The organism is Escherichia sp. MOD1-EC7003 (assembly GCF_002965065.1).
Classification (GTDB): domain Bacteria; phylum Pseudomonadota; class Gammaproteobacteria; order Enterobacterales; family Enterobacteriaceae; genus Escherichia.
Genome location: NZ_PTRE01000029.1, coordinates 1 through 19,077 on the forward strand (window position 1 = coordinate 1; position 19,077 = coordinate 19,077).

At 54.3% G+C, this 19,077-nt stretch carries 27 protein-coding genes; 21 read left to right on the forward strand and 6 right to left on the reverse strand.

Annotated features, from left to right (window positions below; all coding sequences use genetic code 11):
- Positions 1-55 precede the first annotated feature (55 nt).
- The 3 genes from A7090_RS04655 to A7090_RS04665 form a co-directional block, all read right to left on the reverse strand.
- Positions 56-238: a hypothetical protein gene (locus tag A7090_RS04655; RefSeq protein ID WP_241957262.1), complete on the reverse strand. Its 183-nt coding sequence runs from the start codon at positions 236-238 to the stop codon at positions 56-58.
- A gap of 212 nt (positions 239-450) precedes the next feature.
- Positions 451-1,041 carry a hypothetical protein gene (locus A7090_RS04660; protein WP_001401589.1) on the reverse strand — a complete coding sequence of 197 codons (591 nt, stop codon included), beginning with the start codon at positions 1,039-1,041 and terminating at the stop codon, positions 451-453.
- Positions 1,041-1,295 carry a hypothetical protein gene (locus tag A7090_RS04665; protein WP_000343106.1) on the reverse strand — a complete coding sequence of 85 codons (255 nt, stop codon included), beginning with the start codon at positions 1,293-1,295 and terminating at the stop codon, positions 1,041-1,043. Before A7090_RS04665 ends, A7090_RS04660 begins: the two co-directional genes overlap by 1 nt.
- Before the next feature lie 532 nt (positions 1,296-1,827).
- Here A7090_RS04665 and A7090_RS04675 point away from each other — a divergent pair.
- The 6 genes from A7090_RS04675 to A7090_RS04700 all read left to right on the forward strand — a co-directional run bounded on the left by A7090_RS04675 (position 1,828) and on the right by A7090_RS04700 (position 6,011).
- Positions 1,828-2,208, forward strand: a complete 381-nt coding sequence (locus A7090_RS04675) for a hypothetical protein (RefSeq protein WP_000465035.1) — start codon at positions 1,828-1,830, stop codon at positions 2,206-2,208.
- Position 2,209: 1 nt separating this feature from the next.
- On the forward strand, positions 2,210-2,989 hold the full coding sequence (locus A7090_RS04680; RefSeq protein ID WP_001164198.1) for a site-specific integrase: 780 nt from the start codon (positions 2,210-2,212) through the stop codon (positions 2,987-2,989).
- Positions 2,990-3,168: 179 nt separating this feature from the next.
- Entirely contained in the window at positions 3,169-3,813 is a 645-nt protein-coding gene (locus A7090_RS04685; RefSeq protein ID WP_001144036.1) for a ParA family protein, read from the forward strand.
- Between the two features lie 86 nt (positions 3,814-3,899).
- Entirely contained in the window at positions 3,900-4,208 is a 309-nt protein-coding gene (locus A7090_RS04690) for a hypothetical protein (protein WP_000030199.1), read from the forward strand.
- Between the two features lie 413 nt (positions 4,209-4,621).
- Positions 4,622-5,602, forward strand: a complete 981-nt coding sequence (locus A7090_RS04695) for a plasmid segregation protein ParM (RefSeq protein WP_000688514.1) — start codon at positions 4,622-4,624, stop codon at positions 5,600-5,602.
- Positions 5,595-6,011: a plasmid partitioning/stability family protein gene (locus A7090_RS04700; protein ID WP_001278818.1), complete on the forward strand. Its 417-nt coding sequence runs from the start codon at positions 5,595-5,597 to the stop codon at positions 6,009-6,011. The genes A7090_RS04695 and A7090_RS04700 overlap by 8 nt, the downstream gene beginning before the upstream one ends.
- A gap of 1 nt (position 6,012) precedes the next feature.
- On the opposite strand, the gene umuC is transcribed toward A7090_RS04700, so the two are convergent.
- The 3 genes from umuC to A7090_RS04715 are packed head-to-tail and all read right to left on the reverse strand — an operon-like array spanning position 6,013 to position 7,969.
- Positions 6,013-7,287 carry a translesion error-prone DNA polymerase V subunit UmuC gene (umuC, locus tag A7090_RS04705; RefSeq protein ID WP_015058887.1) on the reverse strand — a complete coding sequence of 425 codons (1,275 nt, stop codon included), beginning with the start codon at positions 7,285-7,287 and terminating at the stop codon, positions 6,013-6,015.
- Entirely contained in the window at positions 7,287-7,724 is a 438-nt protein-coding gene (gene umuD, locus A7090_RS04710; RefSeq protein ID WP_000109071.1) for a translesion error-prone DNA polymerase V autoproteolytic subunit, read from the reverse strand. The genes umuC and umuD overlap by 1 nt, the downstream gene beginning before the upstream one ends.
- Positions 7,721-7,969: a DinI-like family protein gene (locus tag A7090_RS04715; RefSeq protein ID WP_000618110.1), complete on the reverse strand. Its 249-nt coding sequence runs from the start codon at positions 7,967-7,969 to the stop codon at positions 7,721-7,723. The genes umuD and A7090_RS04715 overlap by 4 nt, the downstream gene beginning before the upstream one ends.
- Positions 7,970-8,362: 393 nt before the next feature.
- Here A7090_RS04715 and A7090_RS04725 point away from each other — a divergent pair, with 393 nt between their 5' ends.
- From A7090_RS04725 to A7090_RS04815, 15 genes are all read left to right on the forward strand, one after another.
- The gene (locus A7090_RS04725) at positions 8,363-9,289 is read left to right on the forward strand and encodes a DUF1281 domain-containing protein (RefSeq protein ID WP_001134329.1); all 927 of its coding nucleotides are present in this window, start codon (positions 8,363-8,365) and stop codon (positions 9,287-9,289) included.
- Between the two features lie 3 nt (positions 9,290-9,292).
- The gene (locus A7090_RS04730; protein ID WP_015058890.1) at positions 9,293-9,598 is read left to right on the forward strand and encodes a hypothetical protein; all 306 of its coding nucleotides are present in this window, start codon (positions 9,293-9,295) and stop codon (positions 9,596-9,598) included.
- Between the two features lie 75 nt (positions 9,599-9,673).
- Complete coding sequence (locus A7090_RS04735; protein ID WP_000086144.1) at positions 9,674-10,357, forward strand: DNA methylase; 684 nt, start codon at positions 9,674-9,676, stop codon at positions 10,355-10,357.
- On the forward strand, positions 10,358-10,579 hold the full coding sequence (locus tag A7090_RS04740) for a hypothetical protein (RefSeq protein ID WP_001104885.1): 222 nt from the start codon (positions 10,358-10,360) through the stop codon (positions 10,577-10,579).
- 12 nt (positions 10,580-10,591) lie between these two features.
- Positions 10,592-11,026: a DUF1380 family protein gene (locus tag A7090_RS04745; RefSeq protein WP_000274472.1), complete on the forward strand. Its 435-nt coding sequence runs from the start codon at positions 10,592-10,594 to the stop codon at positions 11,024-11,026.
- Positions 11,027-11,076: 50 nt separating this feature from the next.
- The gene (locus A7090_RS25680) at positions 11,077-11,847 is read left to right on the forward strand and encodes a hypothetical protein (protein WP_001434682.1); all 771 of its coding nucleotides are present in this window, start codon (positions 11,077-11,079) and stop codon (positions 11,845-11,847) included.
- Positions 11,848-12,263: 416 nt separating this feature from the next.
- Positions 12,264-12,689 (forward strand): antirestriction protein, encoded by a 426-nt coding sequence (locus tag A7090_RS04760; RefSeq protein WP_001198928.1) that lies wholly within the window; start codon positions 12,264-12,266, stop codon positions 12,687-12,689.
- 46 nt (positions 12,690-12,735) lie between these two features.
- On the forward strand, positions 12,736-13,158 hold the full coding sequence (locus tag A7090_RS04765) for a DUF1380 family protein (RefSeq protein WP_000271741.1): 423 nt from the start codon (positions 12,736-12,738) through the stop codon (positions 13,156-13,158).
- A complete protein-coding gene (locus tag A7090_RS04770; protein WP_001027516.1) occupies positions 13,155-13,346 on the forward strand; it encodes a hypothetical protein in 192 nt (63 codons plus the stop codon). Before A7090_RS04765 ends, A7090_RS04770 begins: the two co-directional genes overlap by 4 nt.
- A gap of 769 nt (positions 13,347-14,115) precedes the next feature.
- Positions 14,116-14,643 (forward strand): single-stranded DNA-binding protein, encoded by a 528-nt coding sequence (locus tag A7090_RS04790; RefSeq protein WP_001276125.1) that lies wholly within the window; start codon positions 14,116-14,118, stop codon positions 14,641-14,643.
- Positions 14,644-14,700: 57 nt separating this feature from the next.
- Positions 14,701-14,934 carry a DUF905 domain-containing protein gene (locus A7090_RS04795; protein WP_000006024.1) on the forward strand — a complete coding sequence of 78 codons (234 nt, stop codon included), beginning with the start codon at positions 14,701-14,703 and terminating at the stop codon, positions 14,932-14,934.
- A gap of 58 nt (positions 14,935-14,992) precedes the next feature.
- Positions 14,993-16,951, forward strand: coding sequence for a ParB/RepB/Spo0J family partition protein (locus tag A7090_RS04800; protein WP_001145471.1), 1,959 nt, complete (start codon positions 14,993-14,995; stop codon positions 16,949-16,951).
- 54 nt (positions 16,952-17,005) lie between these two features.
- A complete protein-coding gene (gene psiB / locus A7090_RS04805; protein WP_000845898.1) occupies positions 17,006-17,440 on the forward strand; it encodes a conjugation system SOS inhibitor PsiB in 435 nt (144 codons plus the stop codon).
- Positions 17,437-18,156 (forward strand): plasmid SOS inhibition protein A, encoded by a 720-nt coding sequence (locus A7090_RS04810; protein WP_001276261.1) that lies wholly within the window; start codon positions 17,437-17,439, stop codon positions 18,154-18,156. Before psiB ends, A7090_RS04810 begins: the two co-directional genes overlap by 4 nt.
- The gene (locus A7090_RS04815) at positions 18,153-18,749 is read left to right on the forward strand and encodes a hypothetical protein (RefSeq protein ID WP_105273208.1); all 597 of its coding nucleotides are present in this window, start codon (positions 18,153-18,155) and stop codon (positions 18,747-18,749) included. Before A7090_RS04810 ends, A7090_RS04815 begins: the two co-directional genes overlap by 4 nt.
- Positions 18,750-19,077: the final 328 nt, after the last annotated feature.

Below are 19,077 nucleotides of genomic sequence, written 5' to 3' on the forward strand. Positions count from 1 at the left end.
CCTGGAAAGTTGATCTGAGCTCTCAGTAAATATCAATACGGTTCTGACGAGCCGCTTACGGTTCAATAATATCGCAGCAGTTCGGTAAGATGAACTTAACACTACTGTCCAGCATATCAATGACCTGACGCATAATATATGATGTAAGAGGTGCATTTGACCTTAATCCTTTTTCCATGACAGACAGGTCTTTTATGGCTTCCTTAGTGTAATTTAGTGGAGTAATTGTATCTTTCATTACGTTTTCTCTGGATATCTGATTACTATACAGGTACGGCTACTTACGTAGCTCTGCCACCAGAAATACTCAGCCAGTAGGTTCCTGGCTACGGCAGAAGATGTGTGGATTTAGCTCGTACACAGGAGGCTGTTACAGGTATCCACGATACCTGAACTGACGATTATTCTTGGAAATAATCAGCCATCCGCGCCGCTTTACTCAGGCCCCCTTTACGGGACGCTACTTTCATTTATCTGTACGCGAACCTCTATTCCTGCGTCATGACAGGCCTGCAGCCACTGCGCCACTTCCAGCGGATCGCCCTCCAGGCGTACCACCCTGCCTTCTTTATTCCATAACTGCAGACAGGTGCTGCCGTCGAGACGCACCACAAAATCCCCACGGCAGGCCTGATACGTTATGCCGTTCAGCTCCACCGCCAGATCAGTGGCAGAAGTGCCGTCTGCGGGCAGACCTGCTGCCGGGACCAGCGGCAGTACGACGACTTCTGCCGCACGCTGTTCTGCCCGGAGGCGGTCCTGTTCTGCCAGCAGCAGAGGCTGTGCCACGGCCCGGCCGGCGTCCGTCAGCTCCACTGCCAGCTGCAGGTTCGGAGCGCGCAGGGTACGCAGCCAGCCGGCATCCTCCAGACGACGGCAGGAGGCGCGCAGGTTTGGCCCGTAGACCGGGGCTTCCCCGCTTCGCTCCAGCACCCGTTCTATGTCCCGCGTCAGCACGGGTCCCGGCCGTTTTTCATCAAGGGCAGCCAGCACAATCAGCACTCTCCGCTGCAGTGGCGACGGTCGGCGGCTCTGAGTCATTAACTGTCACCCTCCGACCAGATGAGTTTTTTGAGGCGCTGATAATCGGTATCGATGCGTTCCCGGGCCTGTGCGTGATTGTTCTGTGGCGCACCATGAATGGCCAGTTCATACCACAACCACAGCAGAGCTGAGGCCCTCAGTTCATTGAGGCACCTGGCGCTCTGGCTGTCCAGCCCACATTCACGGATATTTTTTTCCGCTATTCGGGTCAACTGCTCATAGCTGAGTGAAAACACCCTTTCTTCATCCATCCTGCATGCTCCATCTGATAATGTTCCGACAGCTAAAAATCATATCATGCATGATTTGTGTGCTCTTGATTTATGATAATATCTGATATGATTTTATGTGTGTTGCTTAATTGTCATATCATTTGCCCGTTTCCCGCCGCGCAGATCCGGTTTCCGGCGGTTACGGATCTCCCACTCCCCCCACACAACGCCACCTCCCGTCAGCACAACATGTGGTGCCTGATTCAGCTGCTGATGACACTATATGTTGTGTCATCTCCCTGACCTGTGATGCGCCGCGCAGGGGCGGAAAACAGCGATATGATTATTTCCTCAGCGTGATACACTTCCGGAAAGTTGTGATATTCAGGAAAGTCGGATCTGACGGAAGCGGCTCTCCGGTAATTTAACGGCGTGGTTATATGGATGCTTGTTATCATGGTGATGATGATAACGGCATGATGTTATCAGACGGCGTGACGGTAAGGGCAGTGATGACGGATGACGTTATCGCATGACCGTCCCTGCCCGGAAAAGAAAAAAGGAGTCACCCATGTTTTTTATTGAGAATGAAGGTCAGGCTGTCGCCGGAACGGATTACTGGCAGTCTGTACAGGCGCAGGCCGGATATGTCTACCTCAGCTGGAATGCCGGCGCAGCCAGGCTGCTTGTCCCGGATGCGGCAAAACATTTACTCAGGGAGATGCGGGGGGCTGAGTACGTCATCATCAGTAAGGGAACGCTGGATGGCCGCGATGCGCTGTTCGTGATCCACATGCTGAGTGAGCAGTGCGATCGCCTGCTCCCCGAAAACAACCAGGGCGGGGGTTTTGTTGTCACCGTCTGGACGCGTGGCGGTAACCAGCTCCGTTATCCGGGAAAGTACCGGGTTGTGGAAAAACTGCCCGACGTTTCCCCGTGGAGTGAACACTGATATGCAGCACCTGCCGGCACCGATCCACCATGCCCGGGATGCCGCTCAGCTTCCTGTTGCCATCGATTATCCGGCAGCGCTGGCACTCCGCCAGATGTCGATGGTTCATGATGAACTGCCAAAATACCTGCTGGCCCCTGAAGTGAGCGCCCTGCTCCATTACGTCCCGGATCTGCGCCGCAAGATGCTGCTGGCCACACTGTGGAACACCGGTGCGCGCATTAATGAAGCACTGGCGCTGACGCGGGGGGATTTTTCGCTCACGCCTCCGTATCCGTTTGTGCAGCTGGCCACTCTGAAGCAGCGGACCGAAAAAGCCGCCAGGACGGCAGGAAGAATGCCCGCCGGTCAGCAGACTCACCGGCTGGTTCCGCTCTCCGACGCCTGGTACGTCAGCCAGCTGCAGACGATGGTGGCCACACTGAAAATCCCCATGGAACGGCGTAATAAACGAACAGGCAGGACAGAGAAAGCGCGGATCTGGGAAGTGACGGACAGAACGGTCAGGACCTGGATTGGGGAGGCGGTTGCCGCCGCTGCCGCTGATGGTGTGACGTTCTCTGTCCCGGTCACGCCACATACGTTCCGCCATTCCTATGCGATGCATATGCTGTATGCCGGTATACCGCTGAAGGTCCTGCAGAGTCTGATGGGGCATAAGTCCATCAGCTCAACGGAGGTCTACACGAAGGTGTTTGCACTGGATGTGGCTGCACGGCACCGGGTGCAGTTTTCGATGCCTGAGTCCGATGCGGTGTCTATGCTCAAAAGAATTCCATAAGCTCTGACTTTTTTAAATCCCTTTCGGATATCTCATGGATATATTATCGGTATTTCATATTCTGTTGACATGCAGGACCGGTATAGAGTAAAAAAACATCTATTGAGTACCTCTTGGATATCCGAAAGGTGTCTTATGGGGGCTTTATGGGTATTACATGTGGATTCTGGAGATACACTATGCCTGTTATTGCTAATACGCATCCCAAAGGTGGTGTGGGTAAGACAACTTCATCCGTAAACATTGTTGGTGAAATGAAGTCTGATACAGTTGATCTGGATACTCATACCGGGCTTTCTATCATTCTGGGGCTGAGACCTGAAGGAAAAGAAATTTCCGTGAAAGTACCCAAAACAGTGGATGAGTTAATCGAAATTATGACTCCCTACAAGAACAGCGATAAGACGTTACTTATTGACTGTGGGGGATTTGACTCAGATCTTACCCGTACTGCGATTGCCTTTGCAGACTGCGTTATTGTCCCTTCAAAAGACTCCCTGACTGAACGTATTGGTTTGATGCATTTTGATGGAGTACTGGACGAAATCAGCTCTATCATGGGGACCGATATAACTGCTCACCTGTATCTCTGTAAAGTTAATCCTAACAAGAAGAAATTCCCTAAGCTTGATGCAATCCTGCCATCGTTCAAACATCTGAAGCTGATGAAGAGCCGCATTTCTGCTCGTGCAGAATTTGAGGATGTCATTGAGACTGGGATGGGAATCACTGAGTCTGTTCATGGGCGCTATTCGGCAGGAGGTAAGGAAGTTATTGCCCTGATCGAAGAAATCAATCATCTGATTGAAAATAACAAACAGTAAGGTGTGTCTATTGGGTATCCATATAGTATCCTTTGGGCTTTTAATGGATATCTTTTAAGTATCTAACAAACATCCTGGGTTATCTCATGAGCAAAGCGAAATTTAGTGCACAGGCTGAAAAACTGAAAAACCTGGTGGATTCTGCCAGATTACAAACTTCTTCTTCTGCCGTAACAGCAACAGCCCCGTCTCAGCCAAATGAAGGTGCAGAGGAAGTTTCAGGTCGTCCCGTGGCTGCCAGGACGAAGGCTAAGAATCTTAAGGCCATACCGCTGTCGTATTTTGAAGCTCATGCGGAACTTAAAGCGACCAGTAAAACATCTCTGGATTTTAGCTCATATATTATTGAGGCTATAAGAGAGAAGCTTGAACGTGATGGTGCAATAGGTCAATAAACTATCGGATACCTTAAGGGTATCTGATGTGTGTCTTTTAAATGCGTTATGGGGATTCTTCACGTACCTAAAGAGTCCCCATTAGACATCTTTCTGTTTATGGTGACATGATTCGTCACCGCTTTCCTTTCCTCTCAGTTTCACCATTTCATTCCTTTTCCCCTAACCTGAACCATGATGTCCACGATGTTTTTATATTGCATTTATGTATCACATATAACCTTCATAATGTTTTTGTATCTATGATTTCCTCTGGTCTTAAAGTTGTGTGTACAATGTACATGCAATTTATCGTGTTTTTATGTTGCATTTGTCCTTTCAGAAAGACCGTTTTTTCATTATAATTGAATATACATTGCATGTATGAAGCATGTTTGTTTTTTCTATTTGTTTATGAGCAACGGAGACTGGTTATGAAAATCTTTATTGATGATGGTTCTACCAACATTAAACTTGCCTGGTTGGAGGATGGTGACGTGAAAACGTTAATCAGCCCTAACAGCTTTAAACCGGAATGGTCTTTTAGTTTACTGGATGATGCTGCCCCGGCTAATTACGAGATCGACGGCGAGAAGTTTTCATTTGATCCATTAAGTGCTGATGCTGTCGTAACGACTGAAACACGCTATCAGTACAGTGATGTGAATGTTGTGGCCATTCAGCATGCGCTACAGCAGACCGGCCTGAAAGCGCAGCCTGTTGATGTCATCGTCACATTGCCGATCTCTGAATACCTTGACGCCAACAATCAGAAAAATAAGCAAAACATTGAAAGAAAGAAAAAAAATGTGATGCGTGAAGTACGGGTGCAGGGGAGTGATGCATTTGTTATTCGCAGTGTTTCCGTTCTTCCTGAAAGTATTCCCGCTGGTTTCAGTGTTCTTGCGGGGCTTGAGGATGATGAATCCCTTTTGATCGTAGATCTCGGTGGTACAACTCTTGATGTGTCGCATGTTCGTAGCAAAATGACAGGGATTACAAAAACCTGGTGTGATCCAAATATCGGCGTGTCCCTGATTACATCCGGGGTTAAGGAACAGATGGCTGTACATGCTAATACAAGAGTGAGCTCATTCCAGGCTGACAATATCATTGTGCACCGTAATGAACCTGACTACCTTTCCCGTCGCATTTATAATGCTGAACAGCGTGAGTCTATCATTAATGTTATCAATGAACGGCAGAAGTTGCTTATTAAACGAGTTAATGATGTCATCAGCCGTTTCACCGACTATACACATGTAATGTGTGTTGGTGGTGGGGCTGAAATTGTGGCCGAGGCTGTGAAGAACCTGACTAAGGTTCCTGATGAGCGCTTTTATCTGAGCTCATCCCCGCAGTTTGATTTAGTCATGGGAATGATAAAAATGAAAGGTGGTGTGACTAATGAGTGATGAAAATAAATCCAGACGCTGCTCATTTGAACTTTTCCCGGATGAACGGACAGGAGATAAGATAGCAGATGAGCTCATTGCAAATGAAAAACTGAAGGAGCGGGGACGTTTCATGCGCGCGATGTTAGTTACTGGTGCGGCGTTTGCAGCTATAGATAAACGTCTTCCTTTGCTGATATCGGAGTTACTGACAGAAAATACGACTCTGGATGATATTAATAAGGTGATTTCCAGCGTGATACCAGGTGCTTTTTCGGTTGAAAAGAAATTGCTTGAATTACTGGAAAAACAATCTGGTCTCCATACGTCTGTGGATTGCAGTACTCCTCTTACAGAGCAGAGTCTGTCGAGAAATGACGGTGAAGACCAGACCAGAAGAAACGCTGAAAATATGTTCGGAGATGACTGAACTAACCCAGCCTGGCCAGGGGAATATCTCGCCATTTAGTTGTATAACACTGACTCAACATTTCCCGTTTCATTTGCCATTCAGGGGCGGTTCCTCGCCCCGCAAACCACACTTTCCCTTTTCCCGACTGGTTCAGTTCATCGAGTGTTTTCATTAACTTTTCACTGTTTTTACGGGGCTGGATTTCATCAAATAATCCCGGCTGCGCTATACCCGATGGTGTGAAATCAGCCAGCATGACTCCTGCCTTCATATAGCGGTACCCTTCACGCCAGACATGGTTTAAGGCTCTGCATGCGGCGGCAATAATGTCCCGGCTGTCCTGTGTGGGCAATGGAAGCTTTTCCACAGCGGCATTGCTGTAACAGGGTTCTTTTACTGCAAAGGGGGATGTCCGTACAAATGTCGTCACCTGCCGGCAATACTGAAGCTCCCCACGTAGTTTCTCTGCGGCCCGCTCTGCATACTGAACAACAGCCTGGTGCATGGCATCTTTGTCTGTGATTCGTTCACCAAAACTGCGACTACAGACAATCTGCTGTTTTGCCGGTGGTGCTTCTTCCAGGGATATGCAGGACTCGCCGTTGAGTTCGCGTACCGTACGCTCAAGAATGACGCTGAAGTTTTTCCGGATGAATGCCGTGTTAGCCTGCGCCAGCTGCAGTGCTGTGTTAATACCCAGTGCATTCAGCTTTTCCGTCAGTCTGCGTCCTACTCCCCAGACCTCACCAACTGGCTGCAGCCCCAGTAGCTTCAAGATCCGATTACGGTTTTCTGCCGTCAGCGCGACCACACCGGAAAACTGTGGCCATTGCTTTGTTGCCCACTGTGCACTTTTAGCCAGCGTTTTTGTAGGCGCAATGCCCACCCCCATGGTGAGTCCTGTCCAGCTCTTTACCTGTTCCCTGAGCTGATGACCAAAAACCTCCGGAGAGATGCAACGGTTCACCCCCCGCAAATCAATGAACATTTCATCAATTGAGTAGGGCTCAACTGCGGGAGAAAGCGACTCCAGAACAGCCATAACCCGTTGGCTCATGCTGTGGTACAGCGCATAATTGCTGGAAAATACATGTATTTTCTTCTCCAGGCGCATTTGTCTCACCTGAAACCAGGGCTGCCCCATTCTGATGCCAAGGGCTTTTGCCTCCGGGCTGCGCGCGATCACACAGCCATCGTTATTGCTGAGTACGATGACCGGTTCGTTGCGAAGGTCCGGGCGGAAAACTTTTTCACATGAGGCGTAGAAACTGTTGATATCAGCCAGTGCAAACATCAGCGTAACTCCCGCGTCCTGTGTATCACGTGAGTGACAACACCAAAAATACAGATGTTTTCCGGATACAGTGTGCGGAACTCCGGGCTGTCTGAAACCGGCTCCAGTGCCGGGCGTGGGCGCAACAGCAGTCGTTTGACGGTGAACTCACCGTCGATCTCAGCGATAACGATGTCCCCGTGTTGTGGTTTTTCGGCCCTGTCCACTACCAGCAGATCACCATTCTGCACGCCAGCCTGGTTCATCGATTCACCGCTGGCGCGCAGAAAGAAGGTGGCTGCAGGTCTGCTGATGCAATAGCTGTTCAGATCCAGTTCCTGCTCAGCATAATCAGTGGCAGGCGAAGGAAAACCGGCCTGGCAACGATCGGCAAACAACGGGCGCACGTAACTGTCATCGCCTGAAGGGTCAGCCGGACGGTGATAAACGGTACTCATGCTGCAGGCAGCCAGCTGTCGTCCTGCCAGATTTCTTCCAGCAGAGACAGGATACGTTCTTTATCCTTGTCGTTGCGGGCTCCTGTGACAGATACAGACGGGGCGCTGCCCTGGTCTATACGCAGCCAGATTTCCGGGTAGTGTGGTTTCAGACGTTGTTCGATTTCATTCTGTAGCGCCTGAAGTGTGCCTGATTTGAGGTTTTTTGTGCTCTGGCGGTCGAAAAGAATTTCAATGCGGATCATGTTCTCATCTCCCTTTTCTATTGCTGTATGCATATACAGTATTCTAATAACTGAATCCACACACAGTCAAATGTCATTATTGTGACTAAAAAACGCTCAATTCTCTGAGGGGGTGGCGGTATGCCTGCTGTGGACTGCTGTGTCCAGCTTATCCACAGCATTTTGCGCACGGTTCTGTGAATAAAATACCTAGTTACCCAGGCCGTGCCGGCACGTTAACCGGGCTGCATCCGATGCAAGTGTGTCGCTGTCGCCGGCCTCCTCACCCGGTCACGTTTCGTCGTTCCTCCTCCACGCGCTGCGGCTTCGGGGCCGCACCTGCATTCGTATGCGGTCGCCCGGTTACAGGTGCGGCACGGCCTGATGGAGGCCGCATGTGAGAGGAGAATTCCCATGCCAAACTGGTGCTCAAATCGTATGCATTTTTCTGGTGAACCGGCACAGATTGCTGAGATTAAACGACTGGCCAGCGGTGCAGTCACACCGCTTTATCGCCGCGCCACAAATGAAGGTATTCAGCTGTTTCTGGCCGGAAGTGCCGGACTTCTGCAGACCACTGAAGATGTGCGGTTTGAACCATGCCCCGGACTGACGGCTGCCGGGCGTGGCGTTGTATCGCCGGAGAATATCGCGTTCACCCGCTGGCTGACATACCTGCAGGACGGTGTACTGCTGGATGAGCAAAACTGCCTGATGCTGCATAAACTCTGGCTGCAGAGCGGTACTGGACAGTGTCGCTGGGAAGGATTACCGGACGATGTCAGGGATACCATCACCGCACTTTTCACCGCAAAAAGAGGTGACTGGTGTGGCTTCTGGAGTAACGAGGATGTATCGGTGTGGTGGAACCGTCTGTGTGACAACGTACTGCCGGAAAAAACCATGCCGTTTGACCTGCTGACGGTTCTGCCCACCCGCCTGGATGTTGAAGTGAATGGCTTTAACGGTGGTGTTCTGAACGGTGTTCCTTCTGCATATCACTGGTATACGGAACAGTATGGCGTGAAGTGGCCTGTGGGGTATGAGGTGAATATCAGTAGTCAGGGAGACAACTTCATTCAGGTGGATTTCGACACGCCGTGGTGTCAGCCGGAAAGCGACGTTATTGCAGAATTAAGCCGCCGTTTCAGCTGCACGCTGGAGCACTGGTATGCCGAACAGGGCTGTGATTTCTGTGGCTGGCAGTTGTATGAGCGCGGAGAGCTCGTTGATGTGCTGTGGGGGGAACTGGAATGGTCTTCCCCGACAGATGACGATGAGCTGCCGGAAGTCACCGGACCTGCGTGGATAGTCGACAATGTGGCGCATTATGGCGGATGAAGTATGACGGAGACGGGCGGGAAACCGCCCGTTTCTTTTCCGACAAAGGATGTCGCCGTGCTCCTCTTTTTACTGCGCCGGCTGACGCGGCGCGGCATAAACGCTGCCTGTGGTCAGTGTCCCGCGTCCGGCCGGGCACGGGACGGGCGCTTTTACCGCTCCCGGCTGGCATCGGTGACAGTGTACGCCAGCCCGTCGCCCTTTTCTGATGAACGCCCTTCAAGCCGCTTTCGCGGCATATTCTCGCCGTCAAAAAGACGACGGCTGCGATATTCCACGGTCGGCCTGACCCGTTACCGGACGCGGTGAACAGCCCACAGGCAGCGGGGAACGGGCACCACAGGGGTGCCCTCCCGGTGCCCTCTGTAAGAGAAGGAGTTTCGTATGTCCCGTTTTGTCCTCGGTAACTGCATCGATGTTATGGCCCGTATTCCTGATAACGCCATTGATTTCATCCTCACCGACCCTCCATATCTCGTCGGTTTCCGTGACCGTTCCGGGCGCACCATCGCCGGCGATAAAACCGATGAGTGGCTGCTACCGGCCTGTAATGAAATGTTCCGCGTGCTGAAAAAAGACGCGTTAATGGTGAGCTTCTACGGCTGGAACCGCGTCGATCGCTTTATGGCCGCCTGGAAAAATGCGGGATTCAGCGTTGTTGGTCACCTGGTCTTCACCAAAAACTACACATCGAAGGCCGCATATGTGGGCTATCGCCACGAATGCGCCTACATCCTGGCAAAAGGCCGTCCACGTCTGCCACAAAAACCGCTGCCGGACGTGCTGGGCTGGAAATATTCAGGCAATCATCATCACCCGACGGAAAAGCCTGTTACCAGCCTGCAACCGCTGATTGAGAGCTTCACACACCCGAACGCAATTGTGCTGGACCCGTTTGCAGGCAGCGGCTCAACCTGCGTTGCCGCCCTCCAGTCCGGACGCCGGTATATCGGTATCGAGCTGCTTGAGCAGTATCACCGTGCCGGACAGCAACGACTGGCTGCCGTACAACGGGCCATGCAGCAGGGGGCCGCGAATGATGACTGGTTTATGCCGGAGGCTGCGTAAATGAACTATGCCGGACACGAAAAACTTCGCGCCGAAGTGGCGGAGGTGGCCAATGCCATGTGCGACCTGCGTACAACCATGAATGAGATGGAGCGGCGGTACAGCTTTAATGCTGACACCCTGCCGGAACGTCTGGTGCGTCAGACGTTGTTTCGCGCAAACCGCCTCCTGATGGAGGCATATACCGAAATTCTTGAACTGGATGCGTGCTTCAAAGATTAAGGAGGAGACGAAATGTACGGAACATGCGAAACGCTCTGCCGTGAGCTGGCAGCAAAGTATCCGGGAAACACGCCGCTGATGCTGCTTATCTGGTCCCCGGAAGAGATTCAGGCACTGGCCGACGGTATGGAAATTTCTCTGACCGATCATGAAATCAGGACTGTCCTGGCGCACCTGGAGGACATCCCGGAAGACCAGCGGATGGAGTCCGGTATTTCTTCCGCCGCTGCGATGGAGATTATCAGCAACGTGAGCGAAAACCGCCTGGTGACCGTCTCTGCTGAACTGCTGGCGTCCCTGATTCAGACCGCTGAACAGGCACTGTGGAAACGTGAATGGGCCGCCCGTGATAACGGCCTTGCCGTCCCGGAATGTGTTACCCGCCGTCAGGCAGTGATTAATCAGGCCCGCACCCTGCTGAAAAACAACACACACGAAAACAACTGATGTTATCGCCGCCTGCCCTGCGGGCGGCGATACAGGGAGAACGCTTAATCATGAACAAAACGCTGAATGCACTGGTTTGTCGTCACGCCCGTAACCTGCTGCTGGCGCAGGGCTGGCCGGAAGAGACGGATGTTGACCAGCGAAATCCGAACTATCCGGGCTGGATCAGCATTTACGTGCGGCTGGATGCGCCCCGGCTGGCGACGTTACTTATCAACCGTCACGGCGGCGTACTGCCACCGCTCCTGGCCTCCGCCATTCAGAGACTGACCGGAACCGGGGCGGAACTGGTACTGTCCGGCAGTCAGTGGCAGTCGCTGCCGGTACTTCCGGCAGACGGAACGCAGGTGTCTTTCCCGTATGCCGGAGAATGGCTGACCGAAGACGAAATCAGGGCTGTTCTTGATGCGGTGCACGATGCGGTACGAAGCATCTGTTACCAGGTGGCAGAAGATGCGCGGCGTATCCGTGCGGCGCTGACCACCACCGGTCAGACGTTGCTGACCCGCCAGACGCGCCGCTTTCGCCTGGTCGTGAAGGAAAGCGATCACCCCTGCTGGCTCGATGAAGATGACGAAAACCTGCCCGTGGTGCTCGATGCCATCGTGAACCGGGGAGCACGTTTTTCGTCGGTGGAAATGTACCTGGTCAGCGATTGTATTGAGCATATCCTGTCCAGTGGGCTGGCCTGCGATGTGCTGCGTATACCCGATGAACCGCCCCGCCGCTGGTTTGACCGTGGTGTTCTGCGGGAGGTGGTCCGGGAAGCCCGGACCGAAATCCGCAGCATGGCGGATGCCCTGGCAAAAATCCGGAAATGATGACACTGGCGGGGTAAATCCCCGCCTTTTTCCTGCCGGTCCCCGGACAGAGCACAAAGGAAGTCGCCGCCGGCTCCGCTTTACCCGGCCATGCGGGGCATGGCCTTGTGGTTTTTCAGTTATGTGGCCTCAGCGTCGTGTGCGGGCTGTGCCGTGCCTCCATCTTAGCCGGGCTGGCGTTGATGCAAGGGTACGCTTCGCCGCTGCGGTCACCCGGTCCCTCCTTCCCGTCTGCCGTGATTTTCCGGTCGTTCACCCGCTCAGATTTCGCGGTCTCACCCTGCAACTCCCGTCAGCCGTGTGCGTCAGGCTGCGGCTTCCCTTGCGCCCCTGCATCCCCGCCTGTTCGCCCGGCTTTTATGGAGGCACGGCACCGCCCGGTGTCGCGGAATATGTGAACAACGGAGGAAAACATCATGCAATATGCGAAACCTGTCACTCTGAATGTTGAAGAGTGCGACCGTCTCTCCTTTCTGCCGTATCTGTTTGGCAACGATTTTCTGTATGCCGAGGCGTATGTGTACGCGCTGGCGCAAAAAATGATGCCGGAATATCAGGGAGGCTTCTGGCACTTCATCCGCCTGCCGGACGGTGGCGGTTACATGATGCCGGATGGCGACCGTTTCCACATGGTGAACGGTGCAAACTGGTTTGACCGTACCGTGAGTGCTGATGCCGCAGGCATCATCCTTACCTCCCTTGTGATTAACCGCCAGTTGTGGCTGTACCACGACAGCGGGGATGCAGGACTGACCCAGCTTTACCGGATGCGCGATGCGCAGTTGTGGCGTCACATCGAATTTCACCCCGAATGCAACGCGATTTACGCGGCTCTGGACTGATTAACGGACGGGGCGGCAATGCCGCCCCTGTAAAGGAGACGAGAACATGTACTGTACTGTTAAAGAAATTATCCGCGAAGTGCTGGATACAGACGTGCCGGACAGTGAATGCGTTTTTGCCGTGGTGCTGACCCGTGGGGATGTGCGTCACATAGCCCAGGACTGGAGTCTGACAGACGATGAGCTGGAAACCGTCATGCAGCGGCTGGACGATGCCTTTGAGCATGGTGCGGATGTCAGCGTTGTTCACGACGTTGTTCGTGAACTGATGGAAGAAAAGCGCGCCAGCCGTCATGTGACAGTCCCGGCGGTGATGCTGGAAAAAGTGATGGCGCTGGCAGGCAGTGAAATGAAGCGCCTGTATGCCGTCGGGAGTGAGAACGGGGGCGACGGTGACGCATTCGTCAGGGAGGAACGCGAAGCAATGGACGTTGTGTTACAGGCGCTGGACGGGGAGACGATGTCATGAATATCAGCACAGAAACCCGCGAAATTCTGCGTAATTACAGGGCCGTGATTAATGCGCGGCGTCGTGAAATGGGGCAGAAACCGCTCACCACCGCGCAGATTGTTGATGAAATCTGCGATTTTGTGGCGAATCAGCAGGCGGTTTTCCTGGGCGGTCACTACATCTTACAGGGCAGCAGAAACAGGTGATACAGGGGCAGGCGGTGGAGGCCGCCTGTCAGCCCGCGCGAAAACCCCTGGCAGGCTGACGCCTGCCGGAAACGCGGGGTGCAGCGCCTGCGGCGCTGCCGGCCCGGCTTTCCGGTCAGAAGGTAGTGTATGGCTGTATGCCAGGAACAGATGTGATATTCCGTGACACTGTCACCGTTTATGGTTGTCTTTTATTGCGCCCACTTCGGCTCCCGGCTGCCTGGCGGCATCCGGTCGTCAGGCCCGACTCCGACAGGCAGCTGCTGGCGCACCCGCCAGTCTCCGCCGAACCCGCTGGCGCGGTTTCGGGCTGCCGCTACGGTCCGATGCGTGAAAACCCGGGCTTGCAGCGACCGTTACGGTCGCGCCGCCCCTGTCGCGCCGTGACCTGCGCTCCCTGCACACCTGACGGTGTGTGAGGAAACTGCGCCTGATGGCGCAGCAGTCCTCCCTCCTGCCGCCACCCCTGCGGCCTGTTTCCCGCTGTGGACTTTCCGGGGGCAGACGTAACCCCCTCCCGTTCCATCTGTCCAGGGTGAGATGCACCGGCCACAAAATTTTTAGCCATGAACCCGGCAAAAAATTTTGCGTCCGCCCCCGGACAGCTGTCCCGTGAGGCGGTAAACGGGCCCCCATCGGAAAGGTCCACTGCGGGGAGAAACCCCGAAGAAGTGGACGGCAGGAGGAGCTTTCGCTCCTCTGAAGGGGCACATGAACGTCCCGTCGCCGGTATCCGGTTTATCTCACATCTTTCAGTCAGGAGGTTCTTATGAGTGCACGTGGTATCAACAAGGTCATCCTCGTCGGGCGTCTGGGCAATGATCCGGAAGTCCGTTACATCCCCAACGGGGGCGCAGTGGCAAACCTGCAGGTGGCCACATCAGAAAGCTGGCGTGACAAACAGACGGGGGAGATGCGGGAGCAGACGGAATGGCACCGCGTGGTGCTGTTCGGCAAGCTCGCGGAAGTGGCAGGTGAATATCTGCGCAAGGGTGCGCAGGTCTACATCGAAGGTCAGCTTCGCACCCGTAGCTGGGAAGATAACGGTATCACCCGTTACGTCACTGAAATTCTTGTTAAGACCACGGGCACCGTGCAGATGCTGGGACGTGCACCACAGCAGAACGCTCAGGCGCAACCGAAGCCTCAGCAGAATGGGCAGTCACAGAGTGCTGACGCGACGAAAAAAGGTGGCGCGAAAACGAAAGGCCGTGGACGTAAGGCCGCGCAGCCAGAGCCTCAGCCGCAACCGCCGGAGGGGGAGGATTACGGGTTTTCAGACGACATCCCGTTCTGATCGGGCTGACTGTGACAACCGCCCCGCCCTGTGCGGGGCATCACCGGAGATATGAGGATGAGCGAATATTTCAGAATACTTCAGGGACTGCCGGACGGCTCCTTTACCCGCGAACAGGCGGAAGCCGTTGCCGCACAGTACCGGAACGTCTTTATCGAGGATGATCAGGGAACGCATTTTCGCCTGGTTGTCCGTCAGGATGGCACGTTGATCTGGCGCTCCTGGAATTTTGAGGACGGTGCCGGGTACTGGATGAACCAGTACATCAGGGATTTCGGGATTCTTAAGTAAGAGAGGTGCCGGACGCGCGAACGTCCGGCAGGACATAAGCAATTATAAGGGGATGATTATGCCTGTAACGAAGTGTGAACCAGAAACTACCCGCAAAGCAAGCCGTAAATCTGTAAAAACGCAGGAAACTGCACTGTCTGCCCTGCTGGCGCAGACGGAGGAAGTGAGCGTGCCGCTGGATTCACTGATTAAATCACCGCTGAATGTGCGCACGGTGCCGTATTCTGCGGAGTCCGTCAGTGAACTGGCTGATTCCATTAAGGGAGTCGGCCTGCTGCAGAATCTGGTTGTTCATGCCCTGCCAGGTGACCGTTACGGTGTCGCCGCAGGTGGTCGCCGACTGGCAGCACTCAACATGCTGGCAGAACGTGACATCATTCAGGCTGACTGGCCTGTCCGTGTGAAGGTCATTCCGCAGGAGCTGGCGACTGCCGCATCGATGACCGAGAACGGTCATCGTCGGGATATGCACCCTGCCGAACAGATTGCCGGATTCCGCGCAATGGCGCAGGAAGGCAAAACACCTGCACAAATCGGTGATTTGCTGGGCTATTCACCCCGCCACGTTCAGCGAATGCTGAAACTGGCTGACCTTGCGCCTGTCATCCTCGATGCGCTGGCAGAAGACCGCATCACCACCGAACACTGTCAGGCGCTGGCGCTGGAGAACGACACCGCGCGTCAGGTGCAGGTGTTTGAAGCCGCCTGTCAGTCGGGATGGGGCGGTAAACCGGAAGTACAGACCATTCGTCGTCTGGTGACCGAAAGTGAAGTGGCGGTGGCAGGGAACAGTAAATTCCGCTTCGTGGGGGCTGATGCCTTCTCGCCAGATGAACTGCGCACTGACCTGTTCAGCGACGACGAGGGTGGCTATGTGGACTGCGTGGCACTCGATGCTGCCCTGCTGGAAAAACTCCAGGCTGTCGCAGAGTTCCTTCGGGAAGCCGAGGGCTGGGGATGGTGCGCCGGACGCATGGAGCCTGTCGGTGAATGCCGTGAAGATGCCCGGGCATACCGCAACCTGCCGGAGCCGGAAGCGGTGCTGACGGAGGCGGAAGAAGAACACCTGAACGAACTGATGGCACGTTACGACGCGCTGGAAAAACAGTGTGAGGAATCTGACCTGCTGGCAGCAGAAATGAAGCTGATTGACTGCATGGCGAAGGTCAGGGCGTGGACGCCGGAGATGCGTGCCGGAAGTGGCGTGGTGGTGTCCTGGCGTTACGGTAATGTGTGTATCCAGCGTGGTGTGCAGTTGCGCAGTGAGGATGATGTGGCTGACGACGCTGACCGCACGGAACAGGGGCTGGAGAGCGCGTCAGTGGAGGAAATCAGTCTGCCGTTGCTGACTAAACTGACCTCAGAGCGCACGCTGGCAGTCCAGGCAGCACTGATGCAGCAACCGGACAAATCCCTGGCACTGCTGGCATGGACGCTCTGCCTGAATGTGTTTGACAGCAAAGCGCACAGTAGTCCCGCCAGAATTCGCCTGGCATGTGAGCATTATGCGCTGACCAGCGATGCACCGTCGGGGAAGGAAGGTGCCGCATTCATGGCGCTGATGGCAGAACACTCTCGTTTTGCTGCCCTGCTGCCGGAAGGATGGGAACGGGATATGACGACGTTCCTGTCACTCAGCCAGGAGGTGCTGTTATCCCTGCTCAGCTTCTGTACCGCGTGCAGTCTTAACGGTGTCCAGACCCGCGAGTGTGGTCACACGTCACGCAGTCCGCTTGACTCACTGGAGAGCGCCATCGGTTTTCACATGCGCGACTGGTGGCAGCCGACGAAAGCAAACTTCTTCGGACACCTGAAAAAGCCGCAGATTATCGCAGCCCTGAATGATGCCGGACTGTCCGGTGCCGCACGGGACGCAGAGAAGATGAAGAAAGGTGATGCGGCTGAACATGCAGAGCACCATATGAAAGACAACCGCTGGGTTCCAGGCTGGATGTGTGCACCACATCCACAGACAGATGCCACTGAACGCACCGATAACCTGGCTGATGCCGCCTGATGAACAACCACACCGCCCCGCCGGAGACGGGGCGGCAGCAAGGGAGATACCGTGATGAAAACTGAACTGACCCTGAATGCCCTGCAGTCCATGAACGCACAGGAATATGAAGATATCCGTGCTGCGGGAAGCGATATGCGCCGTAATCTCACTCACGAGGTGATGCGTGAAGTGGACGCACCGGCTAACTGGATGATGAATGGCGAGTATGGCAGTGAGTTCGGGGGCTTTTTCCCCGTCCAGGTTCGTTTCACGCCAGCCCACGAACGTTTTCACCTGGCGTTATGTTCACCGGGTGACGTCTCTCAGCTCTGGATGCTGGTTCTGGTGAATTGTGGTGGACAGCCTTTCTCCGTCGTTCAGGTGCAACATATCTTCACGCCTGTCGCTATCAGTCACACGCTGGCGCTTGCCGCGACACTTGATGCGCAGGGGTACAGTGTTAACGACATCATCCATATCCTGATGGCAGAAGGAGGTCAGGCATGAGCGCACGTTCACGGGCACTGATCCCCCTCAGCGCAGAGCAACAGGCCGCCATGCAGGCTGTGGCTGTCACCGAACAACGTCGTCGTCAGGGACGCACACTTTCAGCATGGCCTTATGCCAGCGCTTTCTTTCGCTGCCTGAATGGCAGTCGCCGGATTTCGCTGACCGATCTCCGCTTTTTTGCTCCTGCGCTGACGAAGGAGGAATTTCATGGCAACCGTCTCCTGTGGCTGGCTGCCGTGGATAAACTGATTGAAAGTTTTGGTGAAGTCTGTGTTCTTCCCCTGCCATCCGATGCGGGGCATCGTCTGTTCCCGTCCGTTCCTTTTCGTGAAGGTGAGCGGCGTCGTCAGAAAACCACGCTGACAGAGCAGAAATACAGCCGCCAGCGGGAACGTGAGGCAGAACGACGGGAACTGGAATACCAGACATGTTTTGCTCAGGCGCAGATTGACCTTGCGTTTCATACTCCCGCCACGGTCGGAAGCTGGTTGTCCCGCTGGTCTGGTGTTGTTGAGGAGCATGATCTGGAAACGATTTTCTGGGGGTGGTGCGGGCGTTTTCCATCACTGTCATCATTTGACCGGTTTTTCTGGCAGGAGGAACCACTCTGGCGGCTGATTTTTGAAGCCGGTGAGGCCGGTCGTGGTGCACCGGTACAGGTACGTGCACTTGAGCAGTGGATGATCCCGAACAAGCTGGAGAACGCAATATGATGAAATCAGCCGAACAATATCACGTTCCCGTGTGGATGCGACCTCTGTTGCCGTTGCTCTGCAATACCGGTGGTAATGATCCGGAGGAACTGCTGAATGATACAGAAACCACCGCCAGTGCGAATATTGTCCGTTATGTACTGATAGTTGCAGTGCGGTCGCAGATTGATCTGCTGCAGCTACTGTACAGGAAAGGACTGTTGCGCACAGAGATACCAGGTGGCTTTTCACCGGAAGAAGCGCAGGAACTCCTGGATAATCTGGTGCGCAGCCATATCAGCAAGGTGCTGTCGGGTGAGCGAATGGCAGCCCGTGACAGAAATGCCGATCTGACCTGGATTCGCCAGCAACTGGTCGATGCCGCCTGGTTTGTCCGTGCCACACTGGAAGCGCATGGGATGGGCGTCGGAAATGAGAGTCCCTCTGCTCCGCCGGAGACAATGCCGGACATACAGACACGGGAACTGGTTATGTTGATCAAGCGACTGGCATCATCGCTGAAAGCGGTGAAACCCGACAGTAGCGTGGTGCGTGAAGCGCAGGACTGGCTGTGCGACAGAAAACTTGTGGATATCACAGATATTCTCCGGTGAACCAGACATGTATATTTTACGCAGGGACACGCCGATCATGATCGTTTCATATCAAGGGTGGTCTGGAGGTCATGCGGCGTGTCCTCTGCACTCGCCGGAATAAGGAAGTCGCCGGCGGCTCCGCTTTTACCCGGCCATGCGGGGCATGGCCTTGTGGGTTTTCAGCTCTGTGGCCTCAGCGTCGTGTGCGGGCTGTGCCGTGCCTCCATCTTAGCCGGGCTGGCAGGGATGCAAGGGTACGCTTCGCCGCTGCGGTCACCCGGTCCCTCCTTCCCGTCTGCCGTGATTTTCCGGTCGTTCACCCGCTCAGATTTCGCGGTCTCACCCT

Excerpts from the sequence above, each read along its gene's own strand:
- A7090_RS04765 (WP_000271741.1), top strand. The coding sequence starts at position 12,736 with ATGTACTGTACTGTTAAAGAAATTATCCGCGAAGTGCTGGATACAGAC.
- A7090_RS04685 (WP_001144036.1), top strand. The coding sequence starts at position 3,169 with ATGCCTGTTATTGCTAATACGCATCCCAAAGGTGGTGTGGGTAAGACA.
- umuD (WP_000109071.1), bottom strand. The coding sequence starts at position 7,724 with ATGAGTACCGTTTATCACCGTCCGGCTGACCCTTCAGGCGATGACAGT.
- A7090_RS04675 (WP_000465035.1), top strand. The coding sequence starts at position 1,828 with ATGTTTTTTATTGAGAATGAAGGTCAGGCTGTCGCCGGAACGGATTAC.
- A7090_RS04695 (WP_000688514.1), top strand. The coding sequence starts at position 4,622 with ATGAAAATCTTTATTGATGATGGTTCTACCAACATTAAACTTGCCTGG.
- A7090_RS04680 (WP_001164198.1), top strand. The coding sequence starts at position 2,210 with ATGCAGCACCTGCCGGCACCGATCCACCATGCCCGGGATGCCGCTCAG.
- A7090_RS04700 (WP_001278818.1), top strand. The coding sequence starts at position 5,595 with ATGAGTGATGAAAATAAATCCAGACGCTGCTCATTTGAACTTTTCCCG.
- A7090_RS04655 (WP_241957262.1), bottom strand. The coding sequence starts at position 238 with ATGAAAGATACAATTACTCCACTAAATTACACTAAGGAAGCCATAAAA.
- A7090_RS04760 (WP_001198928.1), top strand. The coding sequence starts at position 12,264 with ATGCAATATGCGAAACCTGTCACTCTGAATGTTGAAGAGTGCGACCGT.
- umuC (WP_015058887.1), bottom strand. The coding sequence starts at position 7,287 with ATGTTTGCACTGGCTGATATCAACAGTTTCTACGCCTCATGTGAAAAA.
- A7090_RS04770 (WP_001027516.1), top strand. The coding sequence starts at position 13,155 with ATGAATATCAGCACAGAAACCCGCGAAATTCTGCGTAATTACAGGGCC.
- A7090_RS04660 (WP_001401589.1), bottom strand. The coding sequence starts at position 1,041 with ATGACTCAGAGCCGCCGACCGTCGCCACTGCAGCGGAGAGTGCTGATT.
- A7090_RS04790 (WP_001276125.1), top strand. The coding sequence starts at position 14,116 with ATGAGTGCACGTGGTATCAACAAGGTCATCCTCGTCGGGCGTCTGGGC.
- psiB (WP_000845898.1), top strand. The coding sequence starts at position 17,006 with ATGAAAACTGAACTGACCCTGAATGCCCTGCAGTCCATGAACGCACAG.
- A7090_RS04735 (WP_000086144.1), top strand. The coding sequence starts at position 9,674 with ATGTCCCGTTTTGTCCTCGGTAACTGCATCGATGTTATGGCCCGTATT.
- A7090_RS04665 (WP_000343106.1), bottom strand. The coding sequence starts at position 1,295 with ATGGATGAAGAAAGGGTGTTTTCACTCAGCTATGAGCAGTTGACCCGA.
- A7090_RS04730 (WP_015058890.1), top strand. The coding sequence starts at position 9,293 with ATGACGGAGACGGGCGGGAAACCGCCCGTTTCTTTTCCGACAAAGGAT.
- A7090_RS04690 (WP_000030199.1), top strand. The coding sequence starts at position 3,900 with ATGAGCAAAGCGAAATTTAGTGCACAGGCTGAAAAACTGAAAAACCTG.
- A7090_RS04725 (WP_001134329.1), top strand. The coding sequence starts at position 8,363 with ATGCCAAACTGGTGCTCAAATCGTATGCATTTTTCTGGTGAACCGGCA.
- A7090_RS25680 (WP_001434682.1), top strand. The coding sequence starts at position 11,077 with ATGAACAAAACGCTGAATGCACTGGTTTGTCGTCACGCCCGTAACCTG.
- A7090_RS04715 (WP_000618110.1), bottom strand. The coding sequence starts at position 7,969 with ATGATCCGCATTGAAATTCTTTTCGACCGCCAGAGCACAAAAAACCTC.
- A7090_RS04800 (WP_001145471.1), top strand. The coding sequence starts at position 14,993 with ATGCCTGTAACGAAGTGTGAACCAGAAACTACCCGCAAAGCAAGCCGT.
- A7090_RS04815 (WP_105273208.1), top strand. The coding sequence starts at position 18,153 with ATGATGAAATCAGCCGAACAATATCACGTTCCCGTGTGGATGCGACCT.
- A7090_RS04795 (WP_000006024.1), top strand. The coding sequence starts at position 14,701 with ATGAGCGAATATTTCAGAATACTTCAGGGACTGCCGGACGGCTCCTTT.
- A7090_RS04745 (WP_000274472.1), top strand. The coding sequence starts at position 10,592 with ATGTACGGAACATGCGAAACGCTCTGCCGTGAGCTGGCAGCAAAGTAT.
- A7090_RS04740 (WP_001104885.1), top strand. The coding sequence starts at position 10,358 with ATGAACTATGCCGGACACGAAAAACTTCGCGCCGAAGTGGCGGAGGTG.
- A7090_RS04810 (WP_001276261.1), top strand. The coding sequence starts at position 17,437 with ATGAGCGCACGTTCACGGGCACTGATCCCCCTCAGCGCAGAGCAACAG.